17 protein-coding genes are annotated in these 20,903 nt (G+C 50.2%); 2 read left to right on the top strand and 15 right to left on the bottom strand.

The window, feature by feature from the left end; genetic code table 11:
* Window positions 1-27: 27 nt before the first annotated feature.
* Window positions 28-2,244: a RelA/SpoT family protein gene (locus ACZ5ZV_RS12120; protein ID WP_464117258.1), complete on the top strand. Its 2,217-nt coding sequence runs from the start codon at window positions 28-30 to the stop codon at window positions 2,242-2,244.
* Window positions 2,231-4,828 carry an ATP-binding protein gene (locus tag ACZ5ZV_RS12115; protein ID WP_464117257.1) on the top strand — a complete coding sequence of 866 codons (2,598 nt, stop codon included), beginning with the start codon at window positions 2,231-2,233 and terminating at the stop codon, window positions 4,826-4,828. Before ACZ5ZV_RS12120 ends, ACZ5ZV_RS12115 begins: the two co-directional genes overlap by 14 nt.
* Before the next feature lies 1 nt (window position 4,829).
* Here ACZ5ZV_RS12115 and ACZ5ZV_RS12110 read toward each other — a convergent pair whose 3' ends face one another.
* From ACZ5ZV_RS12110 to gspC, 15 genes are all read right to left on the bottom strand, one after another.
* Window positions 4,830-5,741, bottom strand: a complete 912-nt coding sequence (locus ACZ5ZV_RS12110) for an outer membrane beta-barrel protein (protein WP_464117256.1) — start codon at window positions 5,739-5,741, stop codon at window positions 4,830-4,832.
* An 11-nt stretch (window positions 5,742-5,752) separates the two neighbouring features.
* Window positions 5,753-6,142 carry a hypothetical protein gene (locus ACZ5ZV_RS12105; RefSeq protein WP_464117255.1) on the bottom strand — a complete coding sequence of 130 codons (390 nt, stop codon included), beginning with the start codon at window positions 6,140-6,142 and terminating at the stop codon, window positions 5,753-5,755.
* A 219-nt stretch (window positions 6,143-6,361) separates the two neighbouring features.
* Complete coding sequence (locus ACZ5ZV_RS12100; protein WP_262552480.1) at window positions 6,362-6,796, bottom strand: single-stranded DNA-binding protein; 435 nt, start codon at window positions 6,794-6,796, stop codon at window positions 6,362-6,364.
* Window positions 6,797-6,957: 161 nt separating this feature from the next.
* Window positions 6,958-7,923 (bottom strand): type II secretion system protein GspN, encoded by a 966-nt coding sequence (gspN, locus tag ACZ5ZV_RS12095; protein WP_464117254.1) that lies wholly within the window; start codon window positions 7,921-7,923, stop codon window positions 6,958-6,960.
* 2 nt (window positions 7,924-7,925) lie between these two features.
* Window positions 7,926-8,603, bottom strand: a complete 678-nt coding sequence (locus ACZ5ZV_RS12090) for a hypothetical protein (RefSeq protein WP_464117253.1) — start codon at window positions 8,601-8,603, stop codon at window positions 7,926-7,928.
* Window positions 8,600-10,267 (bottom strand): pilus assembly protein PilM, encoded by a 1,668-nt coding sequence (gene pilM, locus ACZ5ZV_RS12085; RefSeq protein WP_464117252.1) that lies wholly within the window; start codon window positions 10,265-10,267, stop codon window positions 8,600-8,602. Before pilM ends, ACZ5ZV_RS12090 begins: the two co-directional genes overlap by 4 nt.
* A 297-nt stretch (window positions 10,268-10,564) precedes the next feature.
* Window positions 10,565-11,821: a type II secretion system minor pseudopilin gene (locus ACZ5ZV_RS12080; protein ID WP_464117251.1), complete on the bottom strand. Its 1,257-nt coding sequence runs from the start codon at window positions 11,819-11,821 to the stop codon at window positions 10,565-10,567.
* The gene (locus ACZ5ZV_RS12075) at window positions 11,769-12,653 is read right to left on the bottom strand and encodes a type II secretion system protein GspJ (RefSeq protein WP_464117250.1); all 885 of its coding nucleotides are present in this window, start codon (window positions 12,651-12,653) and stop codon (window positions 11,769-11,771) included. Before ACZ5ZV_RS12075 ends, ACZ5ZV_RS12080 begins: the two co-directional genes overlap by 53 nt.
* The gene (locus ACZ5ZV_RS12070; protein WP_464117249.1) at window positions 12,653-13,153 is read right to left on the bottom strand and encodes a type II secretion system protein; all 501 of its coding nucleotides are present in this window, start codon (window positions 13,151-13,153) and stop codon (window positions 12,653-12,655) included. The genes ACZ5ZV_RS12075 and ACZ5ZV_RS12070 overlap by 1 nt, the downstream gene beginning before the upstream one ends.
* Window positions 13,150-13,731: a pilus assembly FimT family protein gene (locus ACZ5ZV_RS12065; protein WP_464117248.1), complete on the bottom strand. Its 582-nt coding sequence runs from the start codon at window positions 13,729-13,731 to the stop codon at window positions 13,150-13,152. Before ACZ5ZV_RS12065 ends, ACZ5ZV_RS12070 begins: the two co-directional genes overlap by 4 nt.
* A gap of 5 nt (window positions 13,732-13,736) precedes the next feature.
* The gene (gene gspG / locus ACZ5ZV_RS12060; protein ID WP_464117247.1) at window positions 13,737-14,147 is read right to left on the bottom strand and encodes a type II secretion system major pseudopilin GspG; all 411 of its coding nucleotides are present in this window, start codon (window positions 14,145-14,147) and stop codon (window positions 13,737-13,739) included.
* A 253-nt stretch (window positions 14,148-14,400) separates the two neighbouring features.
* Window positions 14,401-15,618 carry a type II secretion system inner membrane protein GspF gene (gene gspF / locus ACZ5ZV_RS12055; RefSeq protein WP_464117246.1) on the bottom strand — a complete coding sequence of 406 codons (1,218 nt, stop codon included), beginning with the start codon at window positions 15,616-15,618 and terminating at the stop codon, window positions 14,401-14,403.
* A 118-nt stretch (window positions 15,619-15,736) separates the two neighbouring features.
* A complete protein-coding gene (gene gspE / locus ACZ5ZV_RS12050; protein ID WP_464117245.1) occupies window positions 15,737-17,431 on the bottom strand; it encodes a type II secretion system ATPase GspE in 1,695 nt (564 codons plus the stop codon).
* A gap of 3 nt (window positions 17,432-17,434) precedes the next feature.
* Window positions 17,435-19,735, bottom strand: coding sequence for a type II secretion system secretin GspD (gene gspD / locus ACZ5ZV_RS12045; protein ID WP_464117244.1), 2,301 nt, complete (start codon window positions 19,733-19,735; stop codon window positions 17,435-17,437).
* 129 nt (window positions 19,736-19,864) lie between these two features.
* Window positions 19,865-20,779, bottom strand: a complete 915-nt coding sequence (gene gspC, locus ACZ5ZV_RS12040; protein WP_464117243.1) for a type II secretion system protein GspC — start codon at window positions 20,777-20,779, stop codon at window positions 19,865-19,867.
* Between the last annotated feature and the right edge of the window lie 124 nt (window positions 20,780-20,903).

Genomic DNA, 20,903 nt, shown 5'->3' with positions numbered 1-20,903 from the left:
CAATTTATTTCGGGTAGGCTAAAAAGTATGTTTAGTCTCCCGAAAGAGGATAGCTTATCCAATAAGCCCGTTAAAACTGTCGATGATCTTTTGGCCCGCATTCGCAGCTATTATCCGAATGCAGATCTCAAAATTATCGAGAAGGCATATTCGTTCTCTGAAAAAATGCACGAAGGACAGATTCGTCGCAGTGGAGAACCCTATATTTCTCATCCTCTTTCTGTTGCCGCCATTCTTGCGGATTTTCATCTGGATCTGGACACCATTGCCACGGGTCTTCTGCATGACACGGTTGAAGACACAGCGGCCACCCTGGAAGATATTCGTCGTGAATTTGGCGACGTGATTGCGCATCTGGTGGATGGTGTGACCAAGATTGGTCAGATGAAGTTTAAAAACAGCCATGAAAAACAGGGCGAAAATATTCGCAAGATGATCGTGGCCATGGGTAAAGACGTGCGCGTGGTTCTGGTGAAACTGGCGGATCGTTTGCACAATATGCGAACCCTGAACTTTATGCCGTTTGAAAAACAGGAACGCATTGCCTTAGAGACTTTGGAGATCTACTGTCCATTGGCAGGTCGCATGGGTATCAGTTCATTGAAGATTGAACTGGAAGATCTTTGTTTCCGTTACTATCGCCCGGACATGTACTACGAACTTGTTCAGCAGATCAAAAAGACGGAAGCCGAACAAAATCGTTACATCGAAGAAGTAAAACATCTTATTGGAAAAGAACTGACCAAAGCCGGATTCCGGTTTGAGGTTTATGGACGCTCAAAGCACTTGTGGTCGATCTATCGCAAGATGCAGTCGCGTAATATTGATTACGATCAGGTCTATGATGTTCTGGCGTTCCGTGTATTGGTGGATTCCGTGGCGGAATGTTATGCCGCTCTGGGATTGGTGCACTCGCTGTGGAAACCAATTCCGGGCCGTTTTAAAGACTTCATCGCGATGCCCAAGGCCAATAACTATCAATCCCTGCACACGACGGTGATGGGGCCTGGCGGGGAACGAATTGAAATTCAGATCCGCACCCATGAAATGCACCTGGTGGCGGAAAAAGGGATCGCTGCGCACTGGAAGTACAAAGAGCGCGGCAAAATGGGGGATGATGAGGATCTGCAGCAGGCGAACTGGTTGCGGGATCTGGTCAGCTGGCATCAAAACGTGCGCAATCCCGACGAGTTCCTGGACACCGTCAAGACGGATTTGTTTGAAACTGAAATTTACGTCTTCACTCCGACGGGAGATGTACGAGAGTTCCCGGAAGGGGCGACACCGGTGGACTTTGCATTCGCTGTCCACACGGAACTGGGGAACCGCATCGTCGGTGCCCGTGTGAATGGTCGCATGGTGCCTTTGAAGTACCAGCTGCAAAACGGGGACACGGTGGAGGTTGTAACCTCCAAAACACAAGTGCCTTCGAAAGACTGGCTGAAATTCGTTGTTACCAATAAAGCCAAATCCAAAATCCGCGCCTTCGTTAAGGAAGAGCAGCGCCGTCGCGCCATCATGCTGGGGAAAGAGCTTGTGGAAAAAGAGTTCCGCAAGTTTGGTATGGCAGCAGTGAAGTATCTGAAAGGTCCCGCCTTTGAAACTTATTTAAAGGATCATGGCCTGGCAGATCTGGATGAACTGTATGTGACCGTCGGTTATGGAAAACTTGAAACCCGTATTCTGGTAGAAAAGCTTTCGCCGGAAAATCTGGCGAAGGAAGCTGCAAAAACAGAAGACTCCACCTTTATGGAGAAGGTCATTCGTGCGGCAACACAAAAAACGCGCAAGACCAATTCTTTGATCAGTGTGGATGGTATGGATGATGTTCTGGTGCATTATGCGAAATGCTGTCATCCGATTCCAGGGGATCCGATTGTGGGCTTTATCAGCCGTGGGCGTGGTATCTCTATTCACCGCAGTGACTGCCGCAAGGCCTTTGAATTCGATCAGTTACGTAAAGTGGATGTGACCTGGAATGTGAAGCAGGCCGGGGAAGGTCAGGAACGTATTGTGCGCTTGAAGATTATTTCTCAGGACGTTCCAGGGTTGCTGAAGCTGATGTCGGAGGCCTTTGCCCAGCAGGGGATCAATATTCAATCTGCGCAGATCCGCACGACCAAAGACAAAAAAGCGGTCTGTAACTTTGAGGTCAGTGTCCGTGACTCCAGTCAGCTGAATCAGGCGATTTTCGAGATTCAGAAGATCAAGGGGATCATTGGAGTCACCCGTGTTCTTCACTAATTTAAAAAGAAATTTGCATTACGTGTTGGCTCTGTCGGTTCTGGCAGTGGCCTGCGTGGTGCTGTTTGGCTGGGTGATTAAAAGTGCATCTGTGGTTCAGGTGCGTTCTGATTTTGCTCCGATGGTGGTGAACACGGCCATCAGTTTTTTTATTATCAGTTTGTCTTTTCTGATTCAGCAGGGAAAGTTTCAAAAGCTCTCTCAGTACCTGAGTTTTTCTGTTGGGGCATTGGCCACGGCGACTTTGTTGCAGTACCTGACGGGATATGATTTTGGTATAGATCAGTTTTTCGGTCCGGCTTTTTATTCTATAGGTGTCAGTTCTCCAGGGCGCATGGCGATTAGCACGGCCGTGTGCTTTTTGCTTTTAAGTCTTTCAGATATTTCTATTGGCAGCACCTATGCCCGGCGGATGACGAAAGTCACGGCCAGTTCCCTGGTATTGGGTTTTGGTTTCCTGGGCTTGTTGGGATATTTCCTGGATTTTAGTTCCGAGTATGGATGGGGTAATTTTTCGCGAATGGCAATCCATACCGCGGTCTGTTTCATGCTTTTGGCGACGGCCCAGCTTTGGAGAGTTCGCATCAATGTGCGTGGTGAGGAAGACGGGCGAACGGCGACGGTGCCGATCTATGTGGTTCTGATCGGCGTTTTAGTTTCTGTGGCGATCTGGCAGCTTTTGTTGCTGAAGGATATTGAAAGAAATCGCAGCGTGACTTTGGTGCGCGCTGAAGGATTCAAGATTAAGCTGGATGGAACCTTTGTACCTCTTGAGAAGGCTTTGCAACACATGGCTCGTCGGATGGCGGCGGGCGCATATGCTGATGAGACGATGTGGCGTCTGGATGCGAAGTTCTATTACGAGGAGTTCAAGGGGATTCGTCGACTGATGTGGTCAGATCAGAAGCTGGTGATGCGCTGGCTTTATCCAATGGATGACTTTAGTAAGTCCATTCAGAACACATCACTGGGGCGCTCTCCCGAGATTGCTGAGGCTTTGGATGCGGTTCGCAGTTCCGAAGAGCCCCGCATTTCCCGCATCTTTGAGATGAAATCCGGCGGGCGAGGCTTTGGTATTCTGGTGCCTGTGATGCAGAATCACAAATTCCTGGGTGTAGTTTCGGCCGCGATAGATCTAAAGAGCTTTGTCGATCGGTTTGCACGCGCTGAAGGGTATCACATTGCAATACTGCAGAACGGAGAAGAAGTCTATCGCAGCTTTGAGTGGGATCCGGTGCTTTCTCGGGATTGGATTTCGAAGGTTCATTACAACAACCTGGGTGTGGACTGGGTGATCTCATTCACTCCCACGACCGGGGTTATTCGCCAGAACACGTCGTCTTTGCCACAAATGGTTTTGGTTTTTGGTGTCAGTATTACTGTATTGCTGGGCTTGGCGTTGAGTTTTTATAACAGAGCCACGGAGCTTGGCAAAAGGGCGCGTGCCGTTGCAGAGTGGAAGTCTGCTGCGATGGATGCCACACCGCTTATGATGGTTTCTATGGATGAAAATGGAATCATCCGGGAAATGAATTCCTCGGCGGAGGCTTTGACGGGATGGAAGTCCGAAGAAGTGGCTGGAAAACACATGCCGTCTCTTATGCATGATCATCAGGACTTGATGTTGTTCCGTCTAAGGATGGAAAGCGAAATGGGGAAACCCCTTCCGGAAGCATTGGACCTGATTGAGGCGATGTTCTCAAAGGGTTATAATGAGGCTTCCGACTGGGTGTTTGTGGGGCGTGACGGCCGCCGTTTCGAAGGGGCGCTGTCTTTGGGCAGAGTCGTTGATGAAGAAGGCCACGTCACCGGCTATCTGGCTGTGGTAGAGGATGTGACACAAAAGCGCGCCAAGGAAAGGCAGCTCAAAGAGCAGGAAAAAAAGATCATCACCTCGTCTCGACTGGCGTCGTTGGGTGAAATGGCGGCGGGGATTGCGCATGAAATCAACAATCCTTTGACCATCATCAACGGTCACTTGAGTGTTCTTCGAAGACTCCTGAACAACCGGGGACTGGCTTCGGACATGGAAGTGCAAAAGCGCATGGAGGTGGCCGAGTCGACCACCAATCGTATTGCAAAGATTGTCAAGGGCCTGCGGTCCTATGCGCGGGAGTCCGATCAAGGGGATAAAGAGCGTGTTGTGGTGGAGGCCATTGTTGAAGATACACTGGCCTTCTGTGCGGATAAGTTTAAAGGTGAGGGGATTGAGCTGGTCAGTCGCCTGGAGCCGCACTTGGAAGTCGTCGTTCGTCCATATCAGATTTCACAGGTGCTGCTGAATCTTTTGAATAATGCGGCCGATGCCGTGGCTGGCTGTGCAGAACGTCGTGTGGTTATCGAGGCTGCGGCTCGTAACAATGGCGTGGAAATTTCGGTCACCGACACGGGAGTCGGGGTGCCACCCTTCTTAAAAGAAAAAATCATGGAGCCTTTTTTCACCACCAAAGAGGTGGGTAAGGGAGTGGGGCTGGGCTTGAGCATTTCTCAGGGGATCATTCAGGCTCACGATGGGAAGTTCTATCTGGATGACAGTTCGCCCAAGACGCGCTTTGTGATCTGGTTGCCGATGCAAAAACAATAAATTAAAGATTCCAGGCCCAGCCGGCTTTGATGGAGATCATGCTGGCTTTGACGGTGTCAGAGGGCGGGAACATATTGTATTCAAGACTGATGGGGACGTAGTTCTTGCGGCTCATTTGTACGTCCACGCCGCCACCCAAAGTGAAGACCTGATTGGTGGAAATCTGTGATTCATTCAAAGCTGTACTGCTTTTAGAAAGAGCCAGCAAATAACCCATGCCTCCGCCGACCCAGATGCGGTACTTGTCCTGCAGGGGATACCATTTCAAGAGCCCGTACAAAGACAGATAGTTGATTTTAGCGTCGCAGTTGGTGCTGTTTTGGCAACCGGCAGAGGAGGCAGAGCCGGTGACATTGAACTGTTCAATCGCGGCAAAGCCCCGGCCTACCAAGCTGGAGTTCAAAACATAGTCATAAAATCCACCGACTCCAAAACCGCTGCCGGACATGCTGGCTGAGGTTTTTAGCATGGTACCAAATCCAGGATCACGATAGGTGATATCCGCATCCATGGTGGACATCAAATAGCCGCCCGTGATGCCCCAGGAATCTTTCAAAACGCGCAAATAGCCGGCGTTATTGCCGCTGGTGCTGCCAGAGGATTCAGAAGACGCTGGGACATCGGCGCTCATGGACGAGGGGGCTTTGGCCTGCAGAGTGGAACCGCTGACGGCTTTCCCGCGCAGAATATCCCCCAGAGCTTTTCCGGGTTTCACCTGTTTGATGCGAATGATGGCTGTGCGTTTTTGGGTTTCGGGATTGATCAGATAGAACTCGTCGCCGACTTCGGTGGTGTCGCCATCCAGGTTGATCAGAACTTTTTGTCCTTTGACGGCAGACACCGTGGCGGCAGAGCCTGCAGAAGAAAAACTAAGAAGCAGGCAGATGGCAAGGAGGCGGGTTCTGAAAATCACGGGACCTCTTTCTATTCAAGTGTCATCAGGTTGTTTTCGAGTTCTCGGATGAATTGATCTTTGTAAAGTGTCCAGACGGTGTCGTTGGCAAATTGATAGATGCAGGACTGGGTTGTTTTTTCACTTTTTTGCAAAGCCTTCACTTCCACGACTGAGCCTCGTTGAGTGCGCCAGATTTCCAGATCTGATTCAGCCAGGACCAGCTCGTACTCATGTGCCGGGAATTCCTCGTGGAACCAGGTTTCAAGTTTGCCTTCTTTTTTGCAATTAATAAGTTGAAAAGAGGCGCCGGCAACTTTTCCGGGTGCTTCGGATTCAAATTGCTTACGACCCTCTGAGCGGTAGACAGTGCAACCGCCAAGAAAAAAAACAGCAAGGGTGGAAAGTACTAATGCTTTCATAACCCCTTTATTATAGGGCATTTAAAAGGCAAAAAAAAAGCCCCGAATTTCTTCAGGGCTTTTGGCTTATCTATTTATGACCCATCTATTTATACCCCTAAGGGATCAAAATGGTTCGAATGCAAGGCGGATGAGTTTCGCCCGCAAGGAGGCTTAGCTAATGCTACGTCGGATGAGGACGAAGCTCGTCCAACGCAGCAGGCGGGCCATTTTCATCCCTTAGAAAGGGATCTCGTCGTTGCTGTTGAAGCTTGGCTCCGGACCGAAATCTTGGAAGTTGAAATCGTCGTTGCCACCCATGGAGTTGCTGGAGGATTTTTCACCTGTCGCGCCACCCAAGAACTGAACAGTGCTGGCTACGATTTCAGTGGTGTAGCGTTTTTGACCTTGCTGGTCTTCCCACTGGCGAGTTTGAAGTTTGCCTTCCACGTACACTTGGCGACCTTTAGAAAGGTGTTTGCCACAGATCTCAGCCAACTTGCCCCAAACTGTGATACGGTGCCATTCCGTGCGCTCTTGTCTTTGACCATCTTTAACCCAGGTTTCACTTGTTGCCAGGTTCAAACGCGCAACAGTGCTGCCGCTGCCGATAGCTTTTACTTCAGGATCAGCGCCCAAACGGCCTACAAGGATAACTTTATTTACTCCAGACATATTCCCTCCAATAATTGACCCATTCGTTTTTGGTCAGATTAAGAGTGAAGTCAATAAGGACTTCCGACTCAAATTTAATTACCAAAGAGGTGTGCAATTATTAAGCAGAGCCCCGCATCAAGTTAATTAAAGCGGGGTTGGGAAGAGATCTAAAACTCGGACTAACGCGCAGCACCAATGCTTGGCGGCATCATGGGATTGCTGGCAGAGACTTTGAACTTGTACTGAGACCCCTCAGGCGTCTGTGTTTTATAGCCGTCAATGAACGTCAGGAACAGGGCTGCACGCTCTTGGAAGCTGCGTTTAGTGCGCAGATCCACTTCGATGTTGTAGGCCCCGATTTGATGTCCAAAGGAGCTGCCGCGGTTGACGATTGTTAAGCCGATCTTGCCCTTAATAGTACCGTACAGTTCGTCCCCGGGCTTGCCAATGGTGCCGCTTTCAATCACGAACTGACCTGCGGCCAAGCGACCTTTTAGTTCCACTGTGCTCAGCTTCAAGTCTGGTAACGTCAATGGACCCATCGGTGTGTTGACGTTGGAAGGAGGAAGCTCGAACTGGTTGATGGAAAGATTCATTTCCACATCGGGTTGTTCCTGGAAGCTTAAGTCGGCAAGAACCGTGGATTCCAGATTCAACTGACCCTTCAAAAGGACCGGCAGGTTCGCCATCTCACGCAAATCATGCAACGAAATTTTCTTCGCGCTGACTTCAATCTTATGGCGTTCGGCACCGTTTTCTGTCTTTGAGCCTTTGCCGACATGAACATCGACATCACCCTTCAGCAGTCCCTTGGCTGAAACATGCCCATACGGTTTTTGCTGGATCAAGCCGCGAACAGACGGGGTGATCACCAGTTCCTGCGCGGAAATCGCCGGAGTTCTTAAAGACTCAATATAAACCTGATCCATCTGCACGCCAGGTTGTGGGAAAAGGCTCATTTTCAGCTTTTCAAACTGCACGTAGACAGAATTATTGCTCAAGCGGGACACTTGTGAAGAAATCAAGTCACTCAGGTCATCAAACGGGAAGAGCAGAAAAACAAACACCAGCGCGGAAAGTACCATCACGGCGATTTTGCTTTTGCTTTGTCCGATCAATTTCAGAAGCTGACGAAGTTGAGCCATGATTACTCGTCCCCGCTATTGCGATTTTTGCGGCCGCGAGAAGGTTCCATCGGTTCGGGAGCCGGGGGAGCTGGAACGGCCAGAGCCACCAGCTTGTAAACCACATCAAAGTAACGGCCGTCTTCACGATTTGCCGTCATGATCATGTCCTTCAGTTTGACACTGGGATTGATGCTTTGGAACTGATACCCCAGATCCAACACCTGACGCAGATTCAGTTTCACCAGACTGACCTGCAAAAGTCCCTCTGTCAGATTTTTAGGAACCAGATTGGAATTGTTTTCCTGAATCTCTGTGCCCTGAATTTGTTCAGGCAAAAGATTGGCGGCTTTGATCTGATTGTCCACATTGTTGCGGATCATGTCCATGGACGGGGCCTGGGGAATCTGTGGTACATCCGAAGATTCGCGGCTGACTTTCAAAAGCTCACGAATGGTCATGCGTTTGCTTTCAAATTCCCCGACATATTCAGTGGACTGTGTGTATTTGCCATAGGGGATGGACAGGACAAGCAAAGTCACCAAGGCCACGCCGCCGATCAAAGTCAGCTTCTGCATGGCGGGGGTCATGTTTTCATAGCGGTCACGCATTTGGTTGTACGCGGTGCTTTCCTGAAGACGTTCCCAAGTGGCGCGAGAGTCGGCGATAAATCTTTCTTTCAAATCATCCAAGCTGCTCATCGAGTCACCTTCTCAATATTACGATCGACATTGAAACTGAACGAAAAAGCCGTGCGTCCCGGCAGGGGATTCAGACGGCTTTGCCCTGGCTTCACCTGACCATCCGTTGAAACGTTGGTCAGCGCCTGCTGCAGCAGACTCATTTCTTTCGGGGAATTGACGTAACCCTGTAAAACAACCTGCTGGTCCTGAACAGAAAGCTGTTGGATGTCCAAGGTGATTGATGACTTCGGCGGGACAGCGTCGTTGATCTTCTTGGCGATATCCAACGCGGAATTCATATTGGCAACACTGGCCAGAGTTTTCAGATCAGCGGCGCGCTTTTTGTTGTCCCGAATGTACTTGCGGATGCCGTTTTCAGAGGCGGCACGGCCTTTCAGCCCCGCCACAGTTTTGGCCTGGGTTTTCAATACCTCCTGCGTGCGGTCCGCAAGACTTAAAGAGAAACTTTCACGCAAGGAAGTGTAAACGAACAGCACAACCAGTGCTGCCGTGGCCACTTTGATTGTCGAGCCCCATTTTTCCCAGAACATTTTGAACTGGTGATTTTCTTTTGCGAACTCGCCACGCAGGAAGTTCACCGGGGGATTGCGCGGTTTTTTGAAGCCTTCCAGTGCCAGCCCCAAAGCTACGCCCATTTTTGCTCCGTTAGCGACGGAACGTTCAAAGGCGATGTTCGGGATCTGATCCAGAGCCGACACGCGGTTCACCGGAACCTCGAGAACCTGAGTCAGGAAAGGTCCCAAATTCTGAATCTGCGATACGCCACCTGTCATGCTGATGCTGTTGATCTGGGCGTTGAATTCGCTTTTGAGCTCAAGAATCGCCAACTGCAGATCACGCGCCATCTCACGAACACATTTTGCAATGGTGTCTGAGAAGGTGACCTGATCGAAAGTGGCACCTTGTTTATTAGTTAAAATGAAAGCTTTTGTTTGCAGCTCTTTGATGGCTTCGATGAACGGAATTTCGTACTTTTGCGCAATGGCTTCGGCAATATTTTTCCCACCCCAAAGAATGGATCCGACCTGAATAAGAGAGCTGCCTTCGAAAGCACACACCAAAGTGCGGCTGTGCCCGATGTGCAATGTCAAAGTCACCTGGCGCACGGGCTTGGCCTCGTCATCAAGGCCGATGGCAGGGGCAGGCACGGAGGGAGGCGCTTCATTCCACTTTTCAAAGACATTGGCATAGGCCGTGCCTTCTGCAGAAATCAGGAAGGGGTCCATGTTTGAGTCTTGAGCTCTTTGAATCAGATTCTGAACGTGAATTTTCGGAGCCGCGCAGGCCAGGATCTCCGCACCGGAACCCACTGTGCGGATGATTTTGGCATCAAAGATGGCATTGTCCGCGGAGAAAGGCAGATCCTCTTCCAATTCGAAAGCCAAACTTTTGGCAATTTTTAAGCGGTCATTGAAGGGGAAGAATTTATTACGAACAGCCACGCGATTTTGTGGTAAAGCAAAAACAAAACGTGTTTGGGCCGGATCATAAAGACTGGCAAAATCGCGCAGATATTCCAGAATCTCAAGTTCCTGATCGTGGCCTGGGGCAATTCCTAGTGGATGCTCCATGCACTGAGTGACTTGAAATCCTTTGGAAGTGGATTGCACCTCCACAATTTTTATACTGCTGGAACCGATGTCTATGCCGAGAGATTTCAAAGCAATTCCTCCATGAACTGGCTTTGGTCTAAGTTTATGCGACGTTTGGCTCTGTGTATAGCTATTATTGTCACCACGCCATCCAGGCTCGTCGGCGCCACAGCTTCGCTGTGGTTCGCGCATCCATGCGCCACCGAAGGGCGACAATAATAGCTATACACAGAGCCAATGGCATAAAAGACCTTGCCTGGGGCTGCGAAGACTTGTGGGCTTCTTCCCTTGGAAGTCGCGGTTGGAGGAGAGAGTGGAGAGATTTTGGGGGAATAAAAAAAGCTGGATTTTGGTCCAGCCTTTTTCTTATCTTTCGTTCCAGTAAACTATTCTTGGGGGGCCTTTGGGGATTTGTGGGGTTTGTTGCTGGTTTTGTTGTTGCTGTTGTTGACCGCTTTGTTGCTGCTGCTGTTGGCCCTGGGATTGGTCTTTTTTGACGTAGGACTTTACCTTGTCTGCGGTTTTTTGCAGGTTCATCACGATGGCCGTGATCTCGCGGGAAGCGCCTGCAAATTCTCCGGTGCTGCGGATTTTGAAATTGATCACGCTGTCACAGGTCAGGGGGATTTCTTCGACTTTGCCTTCGGGGCGGATGCCTTTGCTTTCTACGAAATTCCAGAAGTCGTCGCTGCCGCCGGATTGGTTGCACTTAAACGGACCACCTTCGTCGGGGTTGTCGCGGCGTTTGATGATTTCTTTAACCACTTCTGTGGTCATGGCCGGGTCCAATGATTTTAGAACCTCGGCGCTGGCCAGATTTGGATTAATGCCCTTCATGCCATAGATGGTGACTCTGGGGGCTAGTAGATCGAAAAAGACGTCGTTCATTCCCGGGACCATGTGCAACTCTGCGATGGTGCGGAAACCTCGGTTGGGTGGATAGTAATCGCTTTGGGACTCCTGATTCAGCTCTGCATAGTTCGATCTTTTGTCGCCACCATTCAGGGAGGCTGATTTGGGGCTCATCCAGTCGGCGATATTGTTAATCAGTTCATCAAAGCGGACGCTGGAATATTCCCGCTCAAAAGCTTCGTCTTCTTTTTTCTTCTGCTCGAAAATGTTCAGAAGTTGTTTCTTTGTGATTTCCTGCAGGGACTTGGATGGGGAGGCCAGGTCGTTTAAGTCGATTTTTGAGCCTTCATCTTCGATAGTGACAAAATAACCCGCATCCATCGAAGAATCCTTGACGGCTTTTTTGAAGTTATCTTTGTCGACGGCGCTCAGCTCATCCGGGATCGGCAGGGGCCAGGCAAAGGGGAACTGCCAGATCTGATCCAGCATTTTGGTGTCGCCCAGTTTGTCGCCCAACTTGCTTTGGGCCTGTTGATAGATCTTGATGCGCAGAAGGCTCAGCTGCATGCCGGATTTGGCAGCATAGTAGGCTTTGATACGATTCATCCCTTGAGAGTTGACAATGTACTCTACGTTTGAATCGTACGACACCTCCATGGCAATCCACATAATCAGCATGATACAGGCAATCGCAATCATCAGGGCGATGCCGCGACGATTATTGAGTGGGCGATTGAGACCTTGGCCAAGAGCTTTGATTGCCTTGAGCATTTGCACCCTCCTCTGGATTGTTGGGGAAGTGAACGGGAACGATCAGTTGCATGGAATATTTTTTACTTTTGCCGGCGATCTTCTTATCGACGGTGACTGAGATCTCCACCGCTTGGGGGAACTTGCTCTTGGTGGCGGCGTCACCCTGGGCGTCGGTTCTCCATGAAGTCGCCCAGTCCTGTTTTCCTTTACCCATGTAGCGCAGTTTGAATTCGGTCACGTGTTCCAGCAGGGCCACCTCATCACCACCTTTGGTGACATCCAGATCCACATAAGGTGTGCTTCTGCGCCACAGGCACTTGGAAGAGCCTCCACCTTCGGTCAGGCTTTTACAATCGCGCAGACTGTAGCCAACTTCAATAAAGTCAGCCTGACGGGAGTTGCGCACGGTGCGGGCGTTGTTCATGGTCACGAAGTTCAAACTGTCTTCGGTGCCGACCCAGTGAGTTTCAGGGTCGCGACGGGGGACCTCGCGGCGTTCTTCTTGCTGGGTTTGTGCTTCGTTTGTTAACGGCCCCGGATCCCCCGGGAACTGCCCCCCGGAAGGAATAGTGCCGCCAATTTGTTGCTGCTGTTGGTTTGCGGGTTTCTTTTTAACCAGTTGGTCGATTTCTTTTTCCAGATCACGATAGTGATAAGCCAGATTGATATCCCGCTCAAGCAGGCGCAAGGCATCGCGCATACGAGACACATCATCAATCTGATCCTGTAATTTGACCTTGGCCTTGACCGCCTGCTGAATGGACTGCGCCGTCAGCAGGGTCAGAGTGCCCAGAATCGTGATTGTGATCATCAGTTCAATCATGGTGAAGCCCGAGGATTTTCTCATCATCACATCCCCGGCATCGAAGGAAGCGGAAGCTCCTTGTCGTAGTCCACAAAGTACTGAGTTGCTGAAAACTCCAACGGTTTTTTGGCGCCTTTATAAATGACTGTGACTTTGACTTCCTTGATGGACTTGCCCAGATGTTCGGTCAAAGTTTTCATCACGGTCAACGCCATTTCATCCGCACCTCCAGCTTGCGCCGTCAGGGTGGCTGAGATGTCGGGAACTTCAAATTCTTTCGAGGTCATTTTCCATGAGTACTGGGAATATTCGGAACCGAAATCATCTTCAGTTTCCTCGGGGATTGAATCCAGCGGTTTGCCGGCATATTCCAGTTCGATTTCAGTCATTTTTCGTTCAAGTAAAGCGGTGACTTCGGTGGACAGCTGAGTCTTGCGCACGCGCATGAAGCTGCCACTCCAGGAATTTGCCAGAAGCATAATTCCTGATGACAGAATCACCATCGCAATGACGGTTTCAATCAATGTGAATCCGTTTTTTCTCACCGTTGGACGTCCTTTAACGAAGAAGCTTTCTCTATGATATCAGCTTGACCCGTTAAAGGATTAAAAACAAGAGTCCAAGTTAAATTATTTCCATTTGTGATCTGCACGGCGGACGCCTCCACGAAGCCCTCCGGGAAGAAATGGATATAGGCAATTCCCGAAGTCATAGGGGATTTCATATTCACCGTTTCCACCGAGGCAAAGCGCAGACCACCAGGAAGTTCCTTTTCTTTTTTCAGCAAGGACTTGTCCATCTGAAACAGAGGTGGGGGAGCGTCTTCACCGGTCTCTTTTTCTTTTTCGTAGGATTCCGGGTCTACGGGCTGCGGACCATTGGCGCGCTCAACCCAGTACTTGGGTTCGTCGGCTTCCATGCTGATGGCCAGGCGGTAAGTGGAATTGGTCAGGCGGGCTTTGTTGCGAAGTTCTTTGCTAAGAACGATGAAGTTGCGGGCGACCGCTTTGATATTGCCTTCATTATTTTTCAGAAGGCGAGGGGCTCCCACTGTGATCAGGGCGGCCATAATAGCCAGCACAATCATGATCTCGATAAGAGTGAAGCCCCTTTGCGAAGACATCGGGATTAGTTCAAATCCTCAAGTGTGATGTCCTTGTCAAAGCCAGAACCGCCTTCGCGGCCGTCTTTACCCAATGACTTCAATGTGTACTCGCCACCATCCAGTTCGTAAACCAGGTCATGGCCAAATGGATCTTGAAGTTTTTTAGTGTAGTAAGGTTGTGGGCCCCAGTTTGAGCAGTTTGGATCCTGCTTTGTCAGGCCTTCCAATGATTGAGGATATTTACCGCAATCAGTGTAGTACATGGAAAGTGCATTGACGATTTGAGTGAGCTGGATCTTAGCTTCTTTGGCCTTGGATTTATCCAATTGTCCCGTGATGTTTGGGAGAAGAAGAGCTGCGATACCACCGATGATGGCAAGGACGATCATGATTTCAATCAGAGTCATACCCTTGCGATTTTTGAGAAGAGACATACTTACTCCTTTTTACAGATGCTAATCCTAACAGAGCCTTGGCCCAAGGTAAAGCAAAGTGCAGAGCGGCTGCTCGACCTATGTCACATAATAATTTCTCCAGTTGTGTTTCGCTTTGAGAACAATATCCGTCCCCAGACTGAAGGCTTAGGGAGTGGAGTTGAGAGGTTACTTGAGGTTCCAAGTTGGACCCGATTGTGACTCCATGGATTCTTCCAGGGGGATTTTCCCCCTGTCTCAATGTTCAACGGGACTATCCCGCCACGTTGGCCATTTCGAACATTGGCACCATCACGGCCATTACGATCATACCGATCGCCGCACCCATGATCACAATCACCACCGGACCCATGATACTGGTCAGGCCTTCCAGTTTGGTTTTCACCTGGAAGTCATAGGCATCAGAAACTTGCGTCAGCATGTTTTCCAGTTCACCGGTTTTTTCGCCGATGTTCACCATGTGAATCACGATAGGCGGGAACTGCCCGGATTTCTTTAACGGACCAGCGATGGATTCCCCTTCGGAGATATTATTGCGGGCCTCATCAATCGCAATCGCCAGAACATGATTGTCCACGACATTGCGAACAATTGTCAGCGCAGCCAGCATCGGAACACCGCCGTTTAAAAGTGTTGCCAGAGTGCGGGTGAAGCGGGAGACCGCCACCATGCGCACCGTCGGGCCCACCAGCGGCAGTTTTAAGGAAATGGCATCCCACTGATTGCGTCCCGCCGGCGTGTTCTTCCAGTTGCGGAACAAAAGATAAATAATCAGCATGCTGCCCAAAATCAGGTACCAGTAGTTCACGGCAAACTGTGAAGCATCAATCAAAGCAACCGTGTACCAGGGAAGCTGCAACTGAGGGGCCGATTCAAACACGGTCACCATTTTCGGGATCAGGAAAATAAACAGGAAGCCCATCAAACCAAACGTCACCACCAGCATGATGATCGGGTAGGTCATAGCACTGCTGACCTTGGCACGCAAATCGGCTTGCGCTTCGGTGAACTCTGCCAGACGCATCAGAATCACGTCCAAACTTCCGGACATTTCACCGGCTTCCACCATCGAGACATAGATGGTCGTGAAGATGTTTGGATACTTCAGCATGGCCTTATGCAAGGTGGACCCTTCGTTGACCATGTTCTTGCAGTCCGCCAGGGCTTCCGACAATGTCGGGTTTTCCACTTGTTCAGAAACGGCCGTCAATGCATCGACCAAAGGGATGTTGGCTTTGATCAGGGTGGCCAACTGGCGTGTCATCAGGGACAGGTCCTTGACGCCGACAACTTTGGTTGCACGCGGGCCGGATTTCTTCTTGGGATCAATCTTTTTTTTATCTTTGATATCGACGACAAAGATATTGTCTTTTTTGAGTTTGGCGCGGGCCGCACGCTGATTTTCAGCGTCGATGGTTCCTTTGACATTTCTTCCGTCTTTCGACAGGCCTTTGTACTCAAAAATAGGCATCTTAATTACCTTAGTTACGCTTTAATTGAGGCGGCCTGGCCGCCTTTGTTTTTTATGCAGTCTTAGCTGCTTCAGCCTGCGCCCTTTCCGGGGCTTAGGCTCTGCCGGCCGGGGCCGATCAAATATCCAATTGTGTATTGGAAGTCAGTTCTTCAATTGTCGTGATTCCGGCAAGAACTTTTTGAATGCCGTGGTCACGGAAGGTCTTCATTCCATTAGCGACTGCTTGTCTTTTAATCGTATTACCGTCTTTTCGCTGCATGATCAATGAACGGATGTCATCGGTCACGATCAGCAGCTCTCCGATGTTGGTACGACCGGAATAGCCTTTCTGAGAGCAGTGGTTGCAACCCATCGCTTTACAGATATTGGCTTTATTGGCCTCTTCGCGCGTGATACCCAGAAGTTGAAGCTCAAAATCTGTGGCTTCATGCGGTGCTTTACAGTGTGGGCAAAGCACGCGCACCAAACGCTGGGCGATGACGCCCGTGATAGAGGTCGCAATCAGAAACGGCTCCACTCCGAAGTCGATCAGACGGGGGAAGGCCCCGGCCGAGTCATTCGTATGCAAAGTGGATAAAACCAAGTGACCGGTCAAAGAGGCCTGAATGGCCAGTTCCGCGGTTTCCAAGTCACGAATCTCACCGACCATAATGATGTCCGGGTCTTGACGAAGGAAGGAACGAAGGCCGGCTGCGAAAGTCAGACCGATCTTGGAGTTCACCTGCACCTGGCCAATCCCGTGGATACGTTGCTCCACCGGATCTTCCACGGTCAGAATGTTGACGTCGGGTTGGTTCAACTTGGAAAGAGCACCATAAAGAGTCGTGGATTTACCAGAGCCCGTCGGACCCGTGACCAGGAAGATACCATACGAGCGAGTCAGGATGTCTTCTTCCATACGGGACAGGTTTTCCTGGGAAAAGCCCAAAGCCGACAGTTCACGCACGACAGAGGATCTGTCCTGAATACGCATCACCAGGCGTTCGCCGAAGGTGGTTGGGACGCAGGAAAGACGGATATCGATGTCCTTGCCGCCGACTTTCAAAGGGATACGACCATCCTGAGGCAAACGTTTTTCAGCGATGTTCAGGTTGGCCATAACTTTGATACGGGAAGTGATCGCGTTTTGCAGCTTCTTAGGTGGTTTGAACACGTCGAACAAAATACCGTCCGTACGGAAGCGCACGGCCATGTCTTTTTCATAAGGTTCGATGTGAATATCAGACGCTTTTTCTTTCACCGCGCGGAACAGAAGGCTGTTGACCATCTTGATCACCGGGGCGTCATCTTCGCCGGCCTCAAGTAGATCCACGATAGGATCATCCAGGTCGTAGTCCTCTTCTGCGATCTCATCAAGACCGGACAGATTCGCGGTGCTTTTTTCGTAAACTTTGTTGATGGCATCCTGAACGCGGCTGGAGGTGGTGATCAGAGGGCGCACGCGCTTACCAAAGAGCACCTTCATGTCATCCAGAGCTTTCAGATTCACCGGATTGCTGGTTAATACCACCAGCAGCTCAGAGTCTTCCTTGTAGGGAAGGACGTTGTGTTGTTTGGCGTAGTTAATCGGAAGATCGCGGATCAGGTCCACCGAAATTTCGCTGACGGGGATGTCGCGGATAAAATCCAGGCCCAGTTCTTTGCAAAGATCAGAGACCACTTCATCCGCCGTGGAAAACTCCTTCGCAGCCAATGCCTCACCCACAGTGACGGGTCTGACCACTGAAGGGTTGTTCAGGACCGATCGAATCTGGTCCTGAGTCAAAGAGGTTGATTTGGCGAGAATCGTTGAAACATCCACGGAGGCCATGAATTACTCCTCAATAATAGGTTCGGTCACAGCAGGGGCTTCACTTGGAGCCTCTGCTTTGCGGCGGACTTCTTCGAGTTTAGCACCGTAAGGGTCCACACCGCCTTGTGCTTTGACAAATTCCACTCGCTCATCCAGCTTCTTGGAGACGATGGCGTTTGCTTCCGACGTGTTACGCACAATTTTCGGTGTCAGGAAGACCACCATGTTGGTTTTATCTTTCACAACAGTGCGGGACTTGAACAACCAGCCGATGATTGGAATATCACCCAGCAGCGGCACCTTCGTAACTGACTCTTGGTCCTGTTCTTTCATCAAACCACCCAGAACCACCGTGTCGCCGTTGTTGACGTTGATCACTGTCTTCAAGGAGCGCTTCGCCAAAGGCTGAGTCGAATCCTGGAAGGCTTTCGGTGTGCTGGCTGTAGAAAGCTGCGCCACTTGTTGTTTGATTTCCATGCGGATCTGGTTGGAGGCCGGGCTGATAAATGGTTTGATGGCCAATTTGATCGTCGCGTCCTCAAACTGTGGTGTTCTGACCGTTGTGCCGCTGGTTCCGACGTTCTGCACGTTTTCACCGACGACGACTTTGTCGCCGACTTCCAATTCACCCTCTTGATTGTCCAATGTCATCAACTGTGGAGTGGAAAGGATATTGGCTTTCTTGGCGGTCTTCAGGAAATTGATAAAGCCCAACAAACTTGGGATTTTCAAAGTCTGCTTGGAAATAGGGTCGGTGACTTCCACCGTTTTCCCCTGGCCAAAGCCGATCACCGCACCGGAACCTCCTGTCGGGGACAGGAAATCATTGATGTTGGATAGACCATTGAAGCCCACTTTACCATAACCGCTGTCGCCGTACTGGTAGTAACCAATACCCCAGGAATTACCGTCATTCACGGACATTTCCATGATGATCGCTTCCACAAAGACCTGATCGCGAGGCGCATCCAGTTTGGACAGGATACTGAGAACCACGTCATAGTCCTGTTTGCTTGCCGTCACAACCAAGCTGTTGGTTGTTTTATCCGCTGTGATCTTAACATCGCCACCAAAGATTTCCTGCTGTGCTTGCATTTGACCGCTGGCTCCGATAGGGGACAGCAGGCTTCCGCCAGTAGCTGGTTTCGGCGCGGCATCTTTTGCCACACCTTGCAGGGTCTGGGCGATCTTTTCTGCATCGCCGTATTTTACGCTGTAAACGTAAACGCCGCCGGACTCTTCCGCGCGGATTTTGAAGTCCAACTGGGAAATCAGCTTTTTAATGCGCACGATACCGGATTTGTTGCCCACCACGATGATGGAATTTGTGCGGTCATCCGGGATGGCCATAAAGAAGCTTGCACCTTGTTGGGACGTTGCCCCCGCAGAACGCGAGAAGCGCGGAACACCCGCCGTGAATGTGCCCGGAGCGGAACCTTGGGTCTTATTTCCTTTATTGACGATTTTATCCACCAGATCAGCAAGATCTTTGGCTTTCGCATACTTAATAGGAATAACTTCAAGTTGTTCTTCAAAGCCAGGAACGTCCAACTGACTGATGATTTTCATCACGCGGTCAATGTTGGAACCATAATCCGAAATGATGATGGAATTTGTTGGCTCATAGATATTCATCTCACCATCTTTGGATGGCAAAATACGAAGATCCCGATTCACCTGGGAAGCAGAGATGTGCTTCAAGTGAATGATACGGGTGATCATCTGATCCGCGTTTGGATAGTAAGCGCCGGAATAAGTTTCGATATTGTCACGCTGGGCGTTTCTGGCAGATTTGACCTTCAAGAAGCTGCCGGAAGGAACCACCGTGAAACCATTGATAGCCAAAGCAGACAAGAAGGCTTTGTAAGCTTCAGCCACAGTGATTTTTGTCGGCGCTGTGATCGTGATTTTACCACGCACACCCGGATCAATAATAAAGTTCTTGCCGGTCAGTTCACCGATAGCTTTGATCAGATCCGTGATTTCCACGTTCGGGAAGTCGAAGGACTCAATCGTCTCCGGGAAGTTCTTGCTGTTGATGTCCTCGATCGGAGCTTTCGCCAGCTTGTCTTTTTCCGCTTTATTCAAAATGTTTGCAGTACCGCCAGAATTGCTGTCAGAACCACCGCGAGGTGCAAACCCGGACGGACCAGAGTTGCTGCCGCCAAAATCAGGAGGTGGAGGAGGCTCGCCGCCTCCCATGTCGCCGAAATCCGGTGGTGGCGGTGGAGGAGGGAAGTCCTCAAACTGAGCATTTGCTGCAGGGCCCACCAATTGGGCTGTCATCAATGAAGCAATTCCTATGCTGACGGTTTTTTTCATTTTACCTTCTCCTCCTGAGGAGTTGTCTTAAAATCCTTTTAAGTTCTTATTCTGCTGTCGACCCGGGGGCCGACGCTGGTTCAGCTTTTGGGGCTGTTGCCCCGCCAGCTCTCCGCGGCTACTGCCGCCTTACTGAATATTGTAAGTCATGGTTTCGGTTTTACCGTTTCTTTCAACTTGAAGGGTCACTTTGGGTGAGTTCTTCAGTGTGTTGTAAAGTTCCATGGCTTTGGCGGGGCTGTCGACAGGGGTGCCGTCGACGGCCTTGATGACGTCCATTCTTTGGATGCCAAGTTGTTCGTAAATACTGCCGGGTTGCATATCTAAAATGCGGAAGCCATTGATGTTTCCAGTGCCGGGTTCGCGGTTGGGAACGGCGCGGGCTTGCATCAAAATACTGGAAAGATCGTTGGTGTATTTCAAAAGATCCGCACGTTTGATCACGAAGTTATTGTCGCCAACCTTTTGGACTTCTTTATCACCGCCGCCGGAAGAAGGGCGGCCGGCGCCGAAGGCGACTTTTCCATCTTTTTTCATTTCAATGTATTCAAGTCGATTGGAGTTCAAGTTGCGGAAGATCACTTTTTGGCGTTCCACCTTCATGATGGAGGCCATGCCCTCGATTTCTTTGCCGGGGTTGTAGGAGATAACGCCCTGTTTGCCGCGAACTTCAATCGCCGCAAGGGATTTGTCCGGATTGGAGTGTACTAAAGTTCCAATCAAAGTCAGTGGAAGTTGAGAAGGAACCGGATCGGCTTCTTTTTGTGCTTCTGCACCTTTGGATTTGTCCACCAGCGCATCGGGAATCACCCCGCTGGACGCAAACATGTTACGGCTGGTGATGGAATTGTAAGCGCCACGGCTGATACCACCATCAAACTGAGGGGCTTTGGGGTGCGATGGTGGGGCCGTTTGGGGAAGCATTTTATCGCGATAGGCAAGAATGCCCAGATCGGCCACGCAGTAACCAATAAATGCAAAGAGAATATAGGGATACCACTTTTCAAGCGGTGGTCTTTGATTCTTCGAGTTGCGTGAAGTCACGGTTGTACAATCCTTTGTCTTTAACCAGCGTTACCGCTGCCAGCACCTAGTCCTTGGGCCTCTGTTTAGCCTATCAAAAAGGCGAGGTGACTGCACTAAAAAATACATACTGGACCCTGGTCTG

The organism is Bdellovibrio sp. HAGR004 (assembly GCF_055397015.1).
The sequence above is the reverse complement of the archived record's forward strand: the minus strand, read 5'-3'. Positions and strand labels throughout refer to the sequence as shown.

Bases quoted from the DNA above. Each gene is read 5' to 3' on its own strand.
- ACZ5ZV_RS12120 (WP_464117258.1), top strand. From the start codon at position 28: ATGTTTAGTCTCCCGAAAGAGGATAGCTTATCCAATAAGCCCGTTAAA.
- ACZ5ZV_RS12105 (WP_464117255.1), bottom strand. From the start codon at position 6,142: ATGAAAGCATTAGTACTTTCCACCCTTGCTGTTTTTTTTCTTGGCGGT.
- ACZ5ZV_RS12100 (WP_262552480.1), bottom strand. From the start codon at position 6,796: ATGTCTGGAGTAAATAAAGTTATCCTTGTAGGCCGTTTGGGCGCTGAT.
- gspN (WP_464117254.1), bottom strand. From the start codon at position 7,923: ATGGCTCAACTTCGTCAGCTTCTGAAATTGATCGGACAAAGCAAAAGC.
- ACZ5ZV_RS12090 (WP_464117253.1), bottom strand. From the start codon at position 8,603: ATGAGCAGCTTGGATGATTTGAAAGAAAGATTTATCGCCGACTCTCGC.
- ACZ5ZV_RS12080 (WP_464117251.1), bottom strand. From the start codon at position 11,821: ATGCTCAAGGCAATCAAAGCTCTTGGCCAAGGTCTCAATCGCCCACTC.
- ACZ5ZV_RS12075 (WP_464117250.1), bottom strand. From the start codon at position 12,653: ATGATGAGAAAATCCTCGGGCTTCACCATGATTGAACTGATGATCACA.
- ACZ5ZV_RS12065 (WP_464117248.1), bottom strand. From the start codon at position 13,731: ATGTCTTCGCAAAGGGGCTTCACTCTTATCGAGATCATGATTGTGCTG.
- gspG (WP_464117247.1), bottom strand. From the start codon at position 14,147: ATGTCTCTTCTCAAAAATCGCAAGGGTATGACTCTGATTGAAATCATG.
- gspF (WP_464117246.1), bottom strand. From the start codon at position 15,618: ATGCCTATTTTTGAGTACAAAGGCCTGTCGAAAGACGGAAGAAATGTC.
- gspE (WP_464117245.1), bottom strand. From the start codon at position 17,431: ATGGCCTCCGTGGATGTTTCAACGATTCTCGCCAAATCAACCTCTTTG.
- gspD (WP_464117244.1), bottom strand. From the start codon at position 19,735: ATGAAAAAAACCGTCAGCATAGGAATTGCTTCATTGATGACAGCCCAA.